Origin of the sequence: Streptomyces thermoalcalitolerans, assembly GCF_039525155.1 — a bacterium.
GTDB classification, from domain to species: Bacteria; Actinomycetota; Actinomycetes; order Streptomycetales; family Streptomycetaceae; genus Streptomyces; species Streptomyces thermovulgaris.
The window spans coordinates 1-15,384 of the sequence record NZ_BAAAHG010000016.1 but is presented as its reverse complement, the minus strand read 5'-3'; the positions used below and the strand labels follow the sequence as shown (position 1 = coordinate 15,384).

Sequence of the window (15,384 nt, the reverse complement as noted above, 5' to 3'; positions counted from 1 at the left end):
GTGCTCGGTGACGACACCAGGTCCGGCGGAAACGCGAGGCCAGTGGTGGTCGTCCCACCTCAGGGTGGGGTGCAGCCCGGCGGCTGCCAGGTGCGCATGCCGCTGTCGTCGTACTTGTACCCCGTGCAGCGGTCATGTGATGCCATGCTCGGGGACTCCGCCATGGTCTTCGGTACCTGAGACGCTGCCTCGGCGCTCGCCGCCCCCACTGTTCCGGCGAGCAGTGCGGCAGCGCAGAACCCGCCGGCGAGGTGCCGGATGCCCTTCCAGGTGCGTGTGGTCATGATGATCTCTCCTTGGGTGGATGGGTTGGTTCACTCACCAGCGTGAAATTTGCGCCAAGAGGGTGTCAAAGCGACCATTGGGACTTTCCTCAAGGCTTCCTCCCTTCTCCTGCGGTGCCGTCCCAGGGCCTCGCGAGGCCGGGTTCCCGGTGACGGGCGGGAGCGCGTCGCGGCCCGGACCGTTCGGGAGCCGGACTGCCGAGCGGTGCGGGCCGAGTGATATGGACCGAGTGGTGCGGCCCGAGTGGTGCGGCCCGAGTGGTGCGGCCCGAGTGGTGCGGACCGAGGGGCCGGCCCGGTGGCCGGGGGTCACCGTCACATCCCGAGGGTGATGGCCAGTCGCATGAGCTCCGCCGAGCTGTTGGTGCCCGACTTGGCCCGGATGCGGCGCAGATAGGCGTCGACCGTGTGCGGGGAGAGCCCCATGCGGCGGGCCGTTTGGGCGTAGGTGCGCCCGGCCGCGATGTGCTGCAGAACCTCCTGCTCGCGCGGGGCCAGCAGGACCCGAGCGGGGGCAGGGGCTTCGGTGTACGGCGTGGATATGAAGCTCATGGGGTACGGGGACTTCTCTCTGCGGCGGATTGGCCCGGGTATCGCTGCACGTACGACTGGAAGAGATGGATATGTGCAGAAATGTCCGGTTTCTGTAGTCCACGCAGGGAGTCCGGGACGCGGTTCCACGCCCTGTGCACTTTTTGAAGATTTTTCCGGGGAGTCCTGCCGGGAGGGGCCGCCCGGCCGGGCACCCGGGGTGAGCAGGGCACCGACAGGGCCCTGCCGCCCGGCCCGTCCGCGGCTGGTCCGGCCCGCCCGCGGCTGGTGTCCGGCCCCATGACAGCGCTGCGTTGGTGCTGCGTGCCGCGTAGGAACATGCTTGTCAGTAGAGCCCTGGCGTGCGGATCCCCCCGGGGACCGCGGGGAAAGGAACGAGCGAGGGCGAGATGAGCGGCGATGGAGCGACCTCCCACACCTTCTGGTGAGCGGCCCGCCAGGACGGACGACCTCGGTGAGTCGGCGTACACGGCCGCGGCCACCGTCGACGCGTACGGCATCGTGACGGGATGGAGCGAGGGGGCGCGGCGGCTGCTCGGCTACGAGCCCTCGCAGGTCGTGGGGCACCCCGCCGCCCGCCTGCTCGCCGACGCTCCCGGCGAGAACGTACGGCGGGACGCGTCGGGGCGGGACAGGTGGAGCGGCAGTGTGGCGATACGGCACCGGGACGGCAGCCGGCTTCGGCTGCGTCTGCTCGCCAACCGGCGCGCGTACGGCGGGCGGGCCGACGAGTGGCTCGTGGTGTCCGCCGTGGCGGGCCGGTCCGGCAGGTCCCCCGGCGGGCCCGGGGAAAGGGCGCCGGGGGAACAGCCGGGGGACCAGCTGGGGGAACAGCCGGGGGACCAGCTGGGGGAACAGCCGGGGGACCGGCTGGAGGAATGGACGTTCACCCAGTCCCCCTGCGGCATGGCCGTCTTCGACACGGATCTGCGACTGGTGCGGGCGAACGCCGCCATGGAGCGCCTTCTCGGCTTCACGGAGCCCGAGATGCGCGGGCTGTGCCTGCCGGAGATCGCACCGCGGCCGGTGAGCGAGGAGGTCGACCGGGGGATGCGCCGGGCCGTCGAGACCGGCGAGCCGCAGCACCTGCGGGTCGGCCTCTCTCCCGAGGCGGCGTCGGGCCCGCAGCACGGCCGGCCGGCCTCGTCGGCCTCGCTGACTCCGTTGAGTGACCCGGACGGCCGGGTGCGCGCCGTATGCCTGACAGCGCACCACACCAGGGCGCAGGAGCCGCCCGCCCGGCAGCACACGCTCCTGCTGAAGGACGCCGGCGCCCGGATCGGCACCACCTCGGACATCGTGCGCACCGCGCAGGAGCTGGCCGACGCCGCTGTCCCCCGTCTCGCCGACTTCGCCGTCGTCGACCTGCTCGACGCTCCCGGAAGCGACGACGAGATGCCCTCCGCCCCGTCGGCCGGGGGCGTCACCCTGCGCCGTACCGCGGTGCAGTCGGTCCTCGGTGAACGCCCCGAGTCCCTGGCCGCGACGGGCGGGACGATCATTCACCCGGCACGGTCACCCGTGGCCGCGTGCCTGGCCCACAACCGTGGCGCCCGGTACGCGACGACGGACGCCGTCGTCGCCCGGTGGGCGGACGAGGACCCCCAGGCCGCCCGGATCCGCGAGGTGGGGACCCACTCGCTGATGGTGGTGCCGATGCGGTCGTGGGACACCACGGTCGGTGTGGCCCTCTTCGGCCGTCACCGGAACCCGGAGGCCTTCACACCGGAGGATCTGTGGCTGGCCGAGCAGTTCACGGCCCGGGCGGCCGCGGGCATCCACAGCGCCCGGCGGCATCTGCGCGAGCGCACCACCACCATGGCCCTGCAGCGCAGTCTGCTCCCGCAGACCCTGCCCGACCAGGCGGCCGTCGAGATCGCCTCCCGCTATCTGCCCGCCGGCGGCCGGGCCGGGGTGGGCGGCGACTGGTTCGACGTGATCCCGCTCTCCGGCGCGCGGGTGGCCCTCGTGGTGGGCGATGTGGTCGGCCACGGCATCCGTGCCTCGGCCACCATGGGGCGGCTGCGCACCGCGGTGCGCACCCTGGCCGATGTCGACCTGCCGCCCGACGAGCTGCTCACCCATCTCGACGACCTCGTCATACGCCTGTCCACCGACACGGCCGTCACGGGCGGCGCCGGTGAGACCGCCGGGGGCATCGGCACCACCTGCCTGTACGCCGTCTACGACCCGGTGTCCCGCCGCTGCACCCTCGCCCGGGCCGGCCACCCCCCGCCCGCCGTGGTCACCCCGGAGGGCGCCGTGTACCTCCTCGACGTCCCGGCCGGCCCGCCGCTGGGCCTGGGCGGCCTGCCGTTCGAGACCAGCGAGACCGAACTGTCCGAGGGCAGCCTTCTCGCCCTGTACACCGACGGCCTGCTCGACGCCCGCGACCGCGACATCGACGAGGCCCTGGACAAGATGTTCGCCGCCGTCGCCCGACCCGCCCAGACACCGGAGTCGGCCTGCGACCGGGTTCTCGCGGCTCTGCTGACCCGCCGCCCGGACGACGACATCGCCCTGCTCATCGCCCGCACCCGGGCCCTCGACCCCGGCCAGGTCGCCGCCTGGGACCTGACCTGCGACCCCGCCGACGTCGCCCGGGCCCGCCGGCTGGCCACCGACCGGCTGGAGGCCTGGGGATGCGAGGACGCCGTGTTCGTCACCGAGCTGGTGGTCAGCGAACTCGTCACCAATGCCATCCGCTACGGCCGGCTGCCCATCCAGCTCCGGCTGATCCATGAGAACAACACCCTGATCTGCGAAGTCTCCGACTCGAGCAGCACCACCCCGCACATGCGGCGTGCCCGGATCTTCGACGAAGGAGGGCGTGGCCTGCTGCTGGTCGCCCAGCTCGCCCGCCGCTGGGGCACCCGGCACTCCCTCGTCGGCAAGACCATCTGGGCCGAGCAGTCCCTGACCGGGAGCTGAGCGGGGCGCCCCGCGCAGGCCGGGGCGGCGGGCAGTTCCCCGCCAGGACCCGGCCCCCGGTCCGAACCGCGCGTACGGGCACCGCGGTTGACCCCGGCGGGGACCGCCGGGGACCGGGCGGACGCACCGGCAGCGCGAGAAGCGGGCGGCCGGTCACGGGCAGCGAACCGCGGCCCCGGACGGCGCGAACCGCGGCCCTGCGGAGGCTACGGCCGGGCCAGGCCCGACTTCAGGCCCGCCCCGCACAGCGGCACCACCGCCGACTTGCCGCCGAGGGCTCCTCCCCGGACCGCCGCCCAGCAGACCGCGCTCGTGGACTCCACGTAGAAGCCGCGGGAGGCGAGGTCCAGCTGGGCGTGGCGGATCTGGTCCTCCGTCACGGTGAGGAAGGTGCCGCCCGACTCGCGTACCGCGCGCAGGATCTGGCGGGCGCGGGGCGGACGGGGGATGGCGATGCCCTCGGCGTGGGTCGGGCCCACGGTGATCGGGTCCGTCAGATCCTCCGCGCCCTGCTCCCAGGCACGAGCCAGTGGGGCGACCGCCGCCGCCTGCACCGCCCACAGCGCCGGGCGCCGGTCCAGCAGACCGGCCCCGTACAGCTCGGCGACGGCCAGCGCCGCGCCCAGCAGCAGCGTGCCGTTGCCCACCGGCAGGACCAGGACCTCCGGCAGACGCCCGCCGAGGTCCTCCCACAGCTCGTGGACGTAGGTCTTGGTGCCGTGCAGGAAGTACGGGTTGTAGACGTGCGAGGCGTAGAACGTGTCCGGCTCGTCCGCCACACGCTGCGCGGCCCGGCCCGCCGCCTCGCGGCCGCCGTCGACCACCTCCACACGGGCGCCGTGCGCCTCGATCTGCTCCAGCTTCTTCGCCGATGTGCCCAGCGGGACGTACACCGTGCACGGCAGCCGTGCGCGGGCGCAGTACGCGGCGATCGCCGTGCCCGCGTTGCCGCTGCTGTCCGCGATCACCCGGCGCGGGCCGGAGCGCAGCGCGACCTCGGTCAGCAGCACCGCGCCCCGGTCCTTGAAGGACAGCGTCGGCATCAGGAAGTCCAGCTTCGCCGAGACCTCGTCCGTCAGCGGCACGAGCGGGGTGCGGCCCTCGCCGAGGGACACGGTGGGCGCCGCCAGCGGCAGTGTCTCGGCGTACCGCCACAGGGAGTTGACCCGGCCGGCGAGAGATTTCAGGGGCGCGGGGATGGGGGTGAAGTCGAGGTCCAGGGGGCCGTGGCAGGAGGGGCAGCGCCAGGCGAGGGAGTCGCCGGGGACGCGGACGCCGTCCGTGGGACAGTAACGATCCGGCAGCGGGGTCATGCCCTCAGGGTACGGGCGCTGTTCGCCGACGCTGTGTCATGACCGCCGTGCGGCACGTCCATCACCCTGTGCGAGGTTCTGGGGTGGGCCGACCGGCCGCTGAACGGTGCAGAGGTGTGGCGGCGGCCGGAGCGGGGAGAAATCGGGGGAGAGATCGGGGGAGGGGGCGGGGAGAAAGCGCCTGAGTGAGACCCCCGGCTTCCAGAAGTCATCACATCGGGTGATTCTTTGGCCTTTGCTTGCAAGTACAACCCACGGTTGCCACGCTGTTGCTGTCTGTACAACCTGATGGGAGAGGCCAGTGACTTTCGGTGAGCAGCCGGCGTATCTGCGTGTCGCGGGTGATCTCCGCAAGAAGATCATCGACGGTCTGCTGCCGCCGCACACCCGTCTGCCCTCCCAGGCCAAGATCCGCGAGGAGTACGGCGTCTCGGACACGGTCGCCCTCGAAGCCCGCAAGGTGCTGATGGCCGAGGGCCTGGTCGAGGGCCGCTCCGGCTCGGGGACGTATGTGCGCGAGCGGCCCGTGCCGCGCCGTATCGCCCGCTCCGGCTTCCGCCCGTCCGATGGCGCGACCCCGTTCCGGCAGGAGCAGGCGGACACCGCGATGCGCGGCACCTGGGAGTCCAACAGCGCGCAGATCGAGGCGAATGACGCGGTCGCCGAACGGCTCGGCATCAAGCCCGGTGACCGCGTGATGCGCACCACGTACGTGTTCCGGGAGGCCGGCGAGGCGATGATGCTCTCCACCTCCTGGGAGCCGCTCGCCCTCACCGGCCGCACCCCCGTCATGCTTCCCGAGGAGGGTCCGCTCGGCGGCATGGGCGTCGTCGAGCGCATGCGCGCCATCGACATCATCGTCGACAACGTCACCGAGGAGGTCGGCGCCCGCCCCGGCCTCGCCGAGGAACTGCTCGTCCTCGGCGGTGTCCCCGGCCATGTGGTGATGGTCGTCCAGCGCACGTTCTACGCCTCCGGCCGCCCCGTGGAGACGGCGGACATCGTGATCCCCGCCGACCGTTACCGGGTGGCGTACCACCTGCCCGTGAAGTAGGCCCCGCAGCGGGCCGGTGCCACCGCGGCGCACCGGTGCGCGCCGTGGTGCGCGCCCCCGGGCGCCTGCTCCACGAACCCGCCGTCCACGGCGCTTCGCGCGGGCGCCACATTCCAGCCGTTTTCGCAGGTCGCTCCAGTGGCTGCGGTATGCCTTCGAGGGGACATACCGGGGCACTTGCAGGGCGCGTTCGCCTTCGTGCGCCCCAGAGGCGCGATTTCTTTACTGGCCGGTTGCCTACCTCTTCGTGAAAACCCGTATTCGCTGCGTGAAGGTTGGGCGTAGGCTCGGGCATATGCACAGTGAGGTTTCCTCGACGGGCGGGGCACGGCGGAGTCAGGAGGCCGGGCGCGCAGGGGCGGGAAGGAGAAGCGGGACGCGATGAACGACAGCATGATCACCCTTCCCTGGCACGTCGTCCGGCAGGACGACAACGGCAACCGGTACAGCGTGGGCCGGTACGCCACCCGCGCCGAAGCCCAGAAGATCGCGGACAGCCTCGACGGTCCGGACACCCAGCTGTACTGGGTCGAGCGCGTCGACCGGAGCGGCAGCGACGCGGACGAGGACGGGGACGGCTGACCCTTTTGTTCGCCCGTTTCGTCCGGGGCTTTCGTCTGTCCCTTTCGTCTGTCCCTTTTGTCTGGCGCTTTCGTCTGGCGCTTTCGTCTGAGCCCTTCGTCGCTCTCGTTCCCGCTCCCGTAGGCTCCGGCGCATGACCGAACGGATCGTGGTGGTGGGCGCCGCCCTCCTCGACGGCGGCCGTCTGCTCGCCGCCCGCCGCAGTGCGCCTCCCGAGCTGGCCGGACGCTGGGAGCTGCCCGGCGGCAAGGTGGAACCGGGCGAGCGTCCCGAGGACGCCCTGGTGCGCGAGCTGCGCGAGGAGCTGGGTGTCGAGGCCGAGGCCGTCGAGCGGATCCCGGGCAGCTGGCCGCTGAGGGCGCCGTACGAGCTGCGGGTGTGGACCGCACGGCTGTGTGCGGGATCCGCCGGGCCCGAGCCGCTGCAGGACCACGACGAGCTGCGCTGGCTCGCGCCGGACGAGATCTGGACCGTTCCCTGGCTGGAGCAGGACGTCCCCGCCGTCCGGGAGGTCCTCGCCCGCATCGCTGCCGGTTCCCGGGCGTGAGGAGCGCTCCGGGCGGGCCGTCAGAATCCGCGTGACGCAGGAGAGGCAGGGGGCGTCGGGGGAAGGCGGCGCGGATGGTACGGGCACCCGAATACGGGTATAAGCCTCATAGCCCCACAAAACCGTGAACGGGTGTGCCGACCTGGGAAGTGATTCGGCGTGATCGAGACCGACGGGCACTGCGCCGAGTGGACCTTCCCCGCGGACCCCGGCGCGGTGCACGACGCCCGTGCCGCCGTCCGCGGCCAGTTGCGCGGCTGGAATCTCGCATCGCTCGGCGACACCGCGACCCTGCTGGTGAGTGAACTGGTCACCAATTCCCTGCGCCATGCCACCGGCCCCATCGGCGTCCGGCTGCTGCGCCCCGAGGGCCTGCCGGAGATCCTGCTCGTCGAGGTCTCCGACCCGTTGCCCGAGCCGCCCCACGAGCGTCCGGCCCGCTGCGACGACGAGGGCGGGCGCGGTCTGCAACTGGTTGCCTCTGTTTCCCGCCGCTGGGGTACCCGCCCCGACAAGGACGGCAAAACGGTCTGGTTCGAACTCGCGGTGCCGAGGTGAGCCGGGCAGTCTCCGCGACCTTCGCACCCGATGACACCGTTGGCACGCCCGATGACGCCGCCGGGTGGCCGCAAATGGCCGATGACGGTTGTGCGCGAGTGGGATTCGGCAGGGTCTTGCCTGGTTAGGAGACTGTTTGGTGTTGTCACAGACCAGACCGAAAAGCATCGGGACGGCCCTGTGATGGTGAACACCGCGTTGCGCGGCGTCGTAGTGCAGGATACTGCGGGCAGCCGCCCCCGGTGACCGGTGCCGGACGCGGTGAGCTGGAGGGGACGGTTCGCGTGAGCGAGATACCAGCGAAGGCCACGGAGTCCGAGGACCCGTCGGACGGCGCGAGGACGACTTCCGTGGGCGGCGACTTTGCCGACGGTGCGCCGCCCGCGGACGCGATGTGGCAGAGCAGCCCACCCGGCTCGATGTACGACTACATCAAGGTGGCCTCCTTCTCCATCGGCCCCGACGGCCTGGTCGACCAGTGGAGCCTGCGCGCCGAGCAGCTGTTCGGCATCCCCGCCGAACGTGCCGTCGGACTGGACCCCATCGAGGCCTTCGTCGACTCCGACCTGCGTGAGCGGAGCCGGCGCAAGATGGCCGAGATCCTCGACGGACGGGAGTGGACCGGAGTGGTCCCCTTCCGGATCCCGGACGACGGAACCGGCCGGCGCGGCGAGGACGGGCTCGCCGAGATCTATGTGATGCCCACCCGCACCGCCGAGGGCGAGAAGGCCGCCGTGTGCATCGTGGTCGACGTCCGCACCCTACGGCGTATCGAGACCGATCTCGCCGCCTCGCAGGCGATTTTCGGTCAATCCCCCTTCGGTTTCCTGCTCATCGACACCGATCTGAAGGTCCGTCGCGCCAACGAGCGGTTCGCCTCCATCTTCGGCGGCACACCGGAGGACCACCGCGGCAAGGGTGTCCACGACTACCTGCCGCGCGGCGAGGCCGAGCGGGTCGCCGCCACCCTGCGCCGGGTGCTGGACAGCGGCGAGGCCGTCACCGACCTGCACGTCACCGGTTTCGTGCCCGGCTCGGACGAACGCCGCCACTGGTCCGTCAACCTCTACCGCGTCCACAGCGGAAGCGGCCGCCCCATCGGCATCGCCTGGCTGGGAACCGACATCACCGGCCGCCGCGCCGCCGCCCGCGAGGCCGCCGCCGCACGGCGCAATCTCGCCCTTCTCAACGACGCCGGCGCCCGCCTCGGCAACTCCCTCGACCTGGAGACCACCGCGCGTCAACTCCTCGACGTCGTGGTCCCCAGCTTCTGCGACCTGGCCACCGTCGACCTCTACCAGGGCCTGCTGGCCGGCGACGAGACCGCGCCCGGGCTCGCCGACGGCAGCGCCGAACTGCGCCGCGTCGCCTTCGCCAGCGCCGTCTCCGACGCGCCGTTCAGCGGCACCGGCGCGCCCGTCGCGCTCGGCTCCGTCCACCGCTACCCCTTCAACTCGCCCTGCGCGGACGCCCTGCGCACCGCCCGCCCGGTCACCGTGCCCGGCGAGGAGGGCGACCTGGTGCAGTCCACCCTGGCCGTCCCGATGGTCGCCCAGGACATCGTCGTAGGACTCGTGCAGTTCGCCCGGGTCAAGGGCAGCGAGCCGTTCGGCGACCGCGACCGCGACCTCGCCGTGGAACTCGCCGCGCGCGCCGCCGTGAACATCGACAACGCCCGCCTGTACCGGCGCGAGCACGAACGCGCGCTGATACTCCAGCGCTCCCTGCTCCCGCCCGGCGACCCCGAGGCCGCCGGACTCGACATCGCCTGCCGCTACCTGCCCGGCAGCGCATCCGGCGGCCGGGCCGGCGAGGTCGGCGGCGACTGGTTCGACGTCATCGAACTCCCCGGCCACCGCACCGCGTTGGTCGTCGGCGACGTCATGGGCCGCGGTCTGCGCGCGGCGGTGGCCATGGGCGAACTCCGCACGGCGGTACGCACCTTGGCCCTGCTGGACCTGGAACCGGCCGACGTCCTCACCCATCTGGACGAGATCGCCCGCGGCCTCGGCGCCCCCGGCGGCGTCCGGCAGGCCACCCGCGCGGCCCGCCGCCCCCGCGAGGCCGAACCCTCCGAGGTGTACCTGGCGACCTGCATCTACGCGGTCTACGACGCGGTGACGCGCCGCTGCACCTTCGCCAACGCGGGCCACCTGCCCCCGGTCCTGGTGAAGCCCGGCGAGTCCGCCCGGATGCTGGAGGTCCCGCCCGGGATGCCGCTCGGCGTGGGCGGAGAGCCCTTCGAGGAGGTGGAGGTGGAACTCCCCGAGGGTTCCCTCCTCGCCCTCTACACGGACGGCCTGGTCGAATCCCGCGACCATCCCCTGGACGAGGGCCTGCAGGCCTTCGTCGGCGCCCTCACCGATCCGGTCCGCCCGCTGGAGGACGTGTGCGACCACGTCCTGAACACCCTCGGCTCCCACCACCGCGAGGACGACATCGCGCTGCTGATGGCCCGCGTCCAGGGCCTGCCCGCCGAGGCCGTCGGCGACTGGGTCCTGCCGCGCGAGCCCCGCAGCGTCGGCCACGCCCGCGAGTACGCCCGCGCCCAGCTGGCCGCCTGGGACCTCGAGCAGCTGACCGACACCGCCGAACTCCTCGTCAGCGAACTGGTCACCAACGCCCTGCGCTACGGCGAGGGAGAGATCAGACTCCGCCTCCTGCTGGACCGCACGCTGGTCTGCGAGGTCTGGGACGCCGGCCTCGTCCAGCCGCGCCGCCGCCGCGCCCGCGACACCGACGAGGGCGGCCGCGGCCTCCAGCTCGTCGGCCTTCTCAGCGCGGCCTGGGGCTCCCGCCGGACCCCGCACGGCAAAACGGTGTGGTTCGAACTCCCGCTCCCCGACAGCGGCAGCACCCTCATGGACCCGGCCGAGGCGATGCTGGAGCTGTTCTAGAGCTAGAGACGGTGCACCGGGGCCGAGGTGTCGACCCAGTGCCAGTTGACGGGTGTCCACGCCTTCTTGAGGGCCGTGCGCTGCCTGGCGTAGGCGCGCAGGGCGTTCTCCACGGCCGCCGCGAGATCGGAGAGGTCGTCAGGGGCGGGCACGCGCAGGATCAGGTGCTGCTTGCGGTGGACCAGCAGCAGGTCGCCGTCGGGCGAGCAGGCGGTGAGGGTGAAGTGGACCAGCGGTTTGAACGGCTTGGCCGCGGTGTCCAGCCTGGCACACAGCACACCGGCCTTGTTCCAGGCGTAGAGACCGTAGCGGTTGAGGTGGAAGACCCGGCCACGACGAGGGTCGGAGGCGAGGGTGAAGCAGAAGCCGGTGAAGGGGCTGTCGCGGTACGTGTGCAGGCCGTGCAGCCGTCCGGTCATCTCGCCCTGGTCGTTGACGAGGGCGAACAGGAACGGCTGGCCCCGGTTGCCCGAACGGAAGATCTTGGCGAAGACGGGAACGACGAACAGGTCGTCGGCCAGGGGCACGGGCCGTCCGAGCCGTGAGTCGCGCCACCGCGACAGACGGTCCTCGTCGGCGACCGGTTCGGTCAGCGCGGGCCGGGGACGGTGGTCCTGGCCGACCGGCCTGCCCTGGTGGTGGACGTAGGACTTCAGATCGTCGTCACTCTGATGGGCGGGCTCGGGATCGAGCGAGGCGATCGCCTCGATCACGGGCCGGCTGCCGGGGGTCAGGGCACCGTCGGTGAAGCCGACGACGTTGGCGAGGGAACTGCCGTAGCCCCAGACCCCGTACTCGGAAACGGAGCACAGCAGACGCCCGGAGGGCGTGACACTGATCGACCCGGCGAAGCCGTTGCCCGGCGTGAACTCCTCGAAGGGACGGTGGTCGTTCGAGTCGTACGCGGCGAGCACCCGGCTCAGATCCGGTGCGATCAGGGTGGTGCGGTCCGGGCGGGCGTTGACGGAGAGGGTGCCGTCCGGCAGCACGCACAGGTTGATGTCGTCGCCGTCGAGCACGGCCGAGGCGGTCTTGTCCAGGTAGGAGGAGCGGCACAGGGCGCTCGCCAGCACCTCTCCGTCCGCGGAGTACCGGGTGATGATCCGGTACCCGAAGTTGGCCCGTGCCGGATCCTGCTCGTCCTCGGCGACCTCCCAGGTGTACCGGTGCACGCGGTACAGCGCGTACACGTCCCCGTTGGGGGCGGCCACGACAACGTCGGCTTCCACGCCCCACCCCTGGGAGTAGAGCCTGGTGAGGTCTATGCGGTGGGTGTCCACCAAGGTGCCCGGCAGAGTCAGCGGAAACGTCTGAACCATGCGGCTCATTGTGCGAGGCGCCACTGACAACGACAGCGGCTCCGCCGCCGACCGCCTACGCCCCTGATCACGCTCCATCCGGGCAGCTTCGCACGGCGATCACTGCCAGGACCGGGAGAACCACGACGTGAAACGATGACACCCACGAAAGGTGCGCCCTTATGTGGGGAACTCACCGAGCCAGGCGCGGTTGAGAAGCTGACTGGGAATGTAGTCGGATTCGACCGTGATCGGGAAGCCGGCGTCGAAGGCGAGGCAGGCGATTGCAAGCGGGCCGAGTGCCAAGTAGCCCTCGACGGATTCCTCGCGGTCCTCGTCGCCCGTCCAGAACGACTTGTGAAGCTCCAGTGCTTCGACGAGAGCCTGATTGAAGTCTTCGCGGTCCTTTTGCAGGAAGTACTGGAAGAGGTTGATCGGCTGGTAGAGGATCTTGTTCAGGACTTCGGGGTGGGCGATCCGTGCGACGTCCGGGGAGGACATCTGGATGGCGGCGAGGAGTTTCTCGCCCAGCCCCGGGCGTTCCAGCCAGTACGTCTGCAGGGCGTCGATCCAGTGGTAGATGTACTCGTCGTACTCCACACCCGAGTTGCGCAGGAAGTCGATGGGGATTTCGCACAGTTGAGTCATGCGGTCCTGCTCGCGGCATACGATCGCCAGCCAGAACGCAGAGAGCCAGTTTCCTGCGTTGGCGTAGTATTGCGGGCCGGTCGCGGGGATCGTGCGCATCCGGTCCGCAATGCGGCACTCGATGGTGCCTTCCGTCCGGACGGCCGCGGCGAAGGCCGCGGAAGTCACCTGCATGGCCGTAACCGTGGCTTCCCAGGTGCGGAGGTGCGAGCCGTCCGGATCGACTGCCAGGCATGCACAAAGGTGCAAGGTTGCCGAATTCATCGCACCGTCGAACATGCGCGGCACGCGTTCCAGGACGTCGATCGTCTTGGAGAGTCCTTCACCCAAAGTGCGTACGTATGCCTCGTCGTCCGGTCCAGGACCGCCGTGCCGAGCCACCCTCACTGTCACGGAACTCTCCTGTCAGCCGATGTCGAACTGGTACTTCTCGTAGCCAGCATACTGACCCCCGTCGACCTTGCCCTTCACAAGGATGTATTCCACCTTTCCTTCGGTGAGGGCCTGTTCCAGTTCCTGAGCCAATCGCGCTTCGCTGGGATACTTACGGCCTCTCTTCTCCATTTGCCTGATGATGTCCATGAAGTATTCTCGTGTGCCTTGCATGGCACTTCTCTTGCCGTCGGGGGTAAGAACCTCTCTCTTGCCCAGCGGCGTGTTTACGCTGGACTTTGCTTCGACGACAACGAACCCGCCATCCTTACGGCGCCACACCTGATCGAACTGATCATTGCCATTGGCCGGCCCGTACAGCTTTTCCTTGACCGTTGCGTCCGGGTAGAGCTCAGGGATCACCTGATGTTCTGCGACTGCTTCACCGAAATCCTCTGCCGCTTCGGTCCTTTCCTTCATCGCAGCCTTGTACTCGTTGCTCGCATCGAGCAGTGCCAAGTGCCCGTCAGGTGAGCTGTCGACTGCGGCGGCGAGGAGATCCCTGTGCCGCTCGGCACTCATGGAGTAGTCAATGAGACTTCGTCGGAGGGTGGCTGCCTCGTCCAGGGTTTTGAGGGTGTTGGAGTCCAATACTTCGCCCCGCCCTCGCTTCACCTCGGCTCCGGCGACGTACTTCTCGGGGATGGGAGGCGGTGCATCCGACGCTGCGGTTTTGACTCCAGTGACGGGGTCCACGTGAAGTTGAACCGGTACGAGGCCACTCTCGTCAGGGGTCTTCGTGTTGAGGCGACGACCGTCGGCGTAGTAGTACTGCTCGAAGTACCCAGGTTCGTGATTCGCGCGGTAGACCTGGATTTCCTTGATCTGCTCCGGGGTCAGCGAACCCTCGGGGCCGTACGGGTTGTCGCCGTCCCGCATGAAGCTGGGCCGTTCAGGGCCTGCCTGGTGACCAGACGTCGGCATTTCATCACTGCGCCTGCCCGCGTCACCGAGTGCGTCATCGCCAACCGCGCCAAGTTCGTCCAGTTCGCTGCCTGTCGGACCGTCGGCGCGGGGCAGTGTGTCGGCGGTGCTGCCGCCGGGCAGGTCGTGGCCGCCTGTCGAGCCGCGGCTGAGGTCGTCGGCTTGGCCGCCGGAGCGCGACGCGGTGTCCGAGGTGTTGGAGACCGTGTTGTCCAGGCTGTTGGACGGAACGTGGTTGCCCGAGCCGCCCGGCAGGTTGTCGCCCGTGCCGGTGCGGGGAGGCGTGTTGTCCGCGCTGTTGGTCGGCAGGTTGTCGGCCATGCCGCCCGGGGTGTTGTCGGTGATGCCGCTCGGGCTCTCGACGCGGCCGCCGGGCAGGTGGTCGCCGGCGTGGACGGTGGGCAGGTCGCCGCCGGCGTGGACGGTGGGGGTGGTGGGGGCGTCCTGGCCGAGGCGGCCGGTGTCGCCGAGGCCGCCATCGAGGCTGTCGCCCAGGCGGATGTACTGGCCGGCCTGGTCGGCGGTGCGGGCCCCGGCCCCGACCAGGGCCGGGTCCTTCACCGGCGAGTCCACCCGCGGCACCTCCGCGCCCGCGGGCGGGTCCAGCCGGGGCTGGTCGACGATGTCGCCCGGACTGTCCAGGACGTCGTCGACGACCTTGCCGTGCTCGTCGAGGATGTTGCCGTCCGGGTCGAAGTACCGGGCCGGGGCGCCTTCCGCGGTCGGGAGCTTGACGGTGCCCGCCGGCAGCACCGGGGTGTTGTCGGGCAGCCTGACCGTGCCGTCGGGCAGTTTCGCCGCCCCCGCGGGAAGCGCGGCCCCCTCGGGCAGACGGACGGTGGTGTCGGACAGCCGGATTGTGCCTTCGGGCAGGGTGATGGCGGTATCCGGCAGCTTGGGGATATTGATGGCACCGATGCCCTTGAGACCCTTGGCGATGTCGCCGATCTTCGACAGGCCCGCTCCGGCGCCCTTGGCGATGTAGGTCATCGGGTCGATGGCCCGCCCCGCCTTGCCCGCCACCGACAACGCCCTGGCCACCGCGCCGGCCTTGCCCGCACCCGAGGCCGCACCCCCGGCGCCGCCGGTGAAGACCGTGGTGAGCACGTTGAAGGTCACCGCCCCCGCCGCCCGGGCGGGGTTCTTGCCCCACTCGTCCCACGCCACCAGCGCCTTGCCGGTCTCCTTCATCGCCCTGCGCGAATCCCGGATCCAGGAGGGCAGCTTGTCCTCCGGCAGCGTCCAGAACGCCGCTCCCAGCGGCGATGCCGTCAGCACCAGGCCGGTGGCCAGCTGGGCCAGCCCCTTCCACGCCTGCTTGGCCGCCTCCCAGCCGTCGACGCCGACCAGGGTGCCCAGGCCCC

General features: G+C 70.9%; 12 protein-coding genes. 6 read left to right on the top strand and 6 right to left on the bottom strand.

Going from position 1 to position 15,384, the window contains the following annotated elements; all coding sequences use genetic code 11:
- Nucleotides 1-59: 59 nt before the first annotated feature.
- Together ABD224_RS12225 and ABD224_RS12220 are read right to left on the bottom strand one after the other, a co-directional pair.
- The gene (locus tag ABD224_RS12225) at nt 60-284 is read right to left on the bottom strand and encodes a hypothetical protein (protein ID WP_344049492.1); all 225 of its coding nucleotides are present in this window, start codon (nt 282-284) and stop codon (nt 60-62) included.
- Between the two features lie 315 nt (nt 285-599).
- Nucleotides 600-836 carry a response regulator transcription factor gene (locus ABD224_RS12220; protein ID WP_344049491.1) on the bottom strand — a complete coding sequence of 79 codons (237 nt, stop codon included), beginning with the start codon at nt 834-836 and terminating at the stop codon, nt 600-602.
- 399 nt (nt 837-1,235) lie between these two features.
- Between ABD224_RS12220 and ABD224_RS12215 the strand changes: the two genes are divergently transcribed.
- Nucleotides 1,236-3,767: a SpoIIE family protein phosphatase gene (locus ABD224_RS12215; RefSeq protein WP_344049490.1), complete on the top strand. Its 2,532-nt coding sequence runs from the start codon at nt 1,236-1,238 to the stop codon at nt 3,765-3,767.
- Nucleotides 3,768-3,973: 206 nt separating this feature from the next.
- Here the strand turns inward: ABD224_RS12215 and ABD224_RS12210 are convergent, their stop codons facing one another.
- Complete coding sequence (locus tag ABD224_RS12210) at nt 3,974-5,080, bottom strand: threonine synthase (RefSeq protein WP_344049489.1); 1,107 nt, start codon at nt 5,078-5,080, stop codon at nt 3,974-3,976.
- A 301-nt stretch (nt 5,081-5,381) separates the two neighbouring features.
- Here ABD224_RS12210 and ABD224_RS12205 point away from each other — a divergent pair, with 301 nt between their 5' ends.
- The 5 genes from ABD224_RS12205 to ABD224_RS12185 all read left to right on the top strand — a co-directional run bounded on the left by ABD224_RS12205 (nt 5,382) and on the right by ABD224_RS12185 (nt 10,718).
- Entirely contained in the window at nt 5,382-6,134 is a 753-nt protein-coding gene (locus ABD224_RS12205) for a GntR family transcriptional regulator (protein WP_344049488.1), read from the top strand.
- Nucleotides 6,135-6,515: 381 nt separating this feature from the next.
- Nucleotides 6,516-6,716, top strand: a complete 201-nt coding sequence (locus ABD224_RS12200) for an SPOR domain-containing protein (protein WP_344049487.1) — start codon at nt 6,516-6,518, stop codon at nt 6,714-6,716.
- Nucleotides 6,717-6,849: 133 nt separating this feature from the next.
- Complete coding sequence (locus tag ABD224_RS12195) at nt 6,850-7,263, top strand: (deoxy)nucleoside triphosphate pyrophosphohydrolase (protein WP_344049486.1); 414 nt, start codon at nt 6,850-6,852, stop codon at nt 7,261-7,263.
- Between the two features lie 159 nt (nt 7,264-7,422).
- A complete protein-coding gene (locus ABD224_RS12190) occupies nt 7,423-7,821 on the top strand; it encodes an ATP-binding protein (protein WP_344049485.1) in 399 nt (132 codons plus the stop codon).
- Between the two features lie 284 nt (nt 7,822-8,105).
- A complete protein-coding gene (locus ABD224_RS12185; protein ID WP_344049484.1) occupies nt 8,106-10,718 on the top strand; it encodes a SpoIIE family protein phosphatase in 2,613 nt (870 codons plus the stop codon).
- A gap of 2 nt (nt 10,719-10,720) precedes the next feature.
- Here the strand turns inward: ABD224_RS12185 and ABD224_RS12180 are convergent, their stop codons facing one another.
- From ABD224_RS12180 to ABD224_RS12170, 3 genes are all read right to left on the bottom strand, one after another.
- Nucleotides 10,721-12,037 carry a hypothetical protein gene (locus ABD224_RS12180; protein ID WP_344049483.1) on the bottom strand — a complete coding sequence of 439 codons (1,317 nt, stop codon included), beginning with the start codon at nt 12,035-12,037 and terminating at the stop codon, nt 10,721-10,723.
- Nucleotides 12,038-12,196: 159 nt separating this feature from the next.
- The gene (locus tag ABD224_RS12175; protein ID WP_344049482.1) at nt 12,197-13,057 is read right to left on the bottom strand and encodes an immunity 49 family protein; all 861 of its coding nucleotides are present in this window, start codon (nt 13,055-13,057) and stop codon (nt 12,197-12,199) included.
- A 12-nt stretch (nt 13,058-13,069) separates the two neighbouring features.
- A partial coding sequence (locus ABD224_RS12170; RefSeq protein WP_344049481.1) for a hypothetical protein occupies nt 13,070-15,384 on the bottom strand: 2,315 nt, incomplete at its 5' end.

Excerpts from the sequence above, each read along its gene's own strand:
- ABD224_RS12225 (WP_344049492.1), bottom strand. The coding sequence starts at position 284 with ATGACCACACGCACCTGGAAGGGCATCCGGCACCTCGCCGGCGGGTTC.
- ABD224_RS12220 (WP_344049491.1), bottom strand. The coding sequence starts at position 836 with ATGAGCTTCATATCCACGCCGTACACCGAAGCCCCTGCCCCCGCTCGG.
- ABD224_RS12215 (WP_344049490.1), top strand. The coding sequence starts at position 1,236 with ATGGAGCGACCTCCCACACCTTCTGGTGAGCGGCCCGCCAGGACGGAC.
- ABD224_RS12210 (WP_344049489.1), bottom strand. The coding sequence starts at position 5,080 with ATGACCCCGCTGCCGGATCGTTACTGTCCCACGGACGGCGTCCGCGTC.
- ABD224_RS12200 (WP_344049487.1), top strand. The coding sequence starts at position 6,516 with ATGAACGACAGCATGATCACCCTTCCCTGGCACGTCGTCCGGCAGGAC.
- ABD224_RS12195 (WP_344049486.1), top strand. The coding sequence starts at position 6,850 with ATGACCGAACGGATCGTGGTGGTGGGCGCCGCCCTCCTCGACGGCGGC.
- ABD224_RS12180 (WP_344049483.1), bottom strand. The coding sequence starts at position 12,037 with ATGGTTCAGACGTTTCCGCTGACTCTGCCGGGCACCTTGGTGGACACC.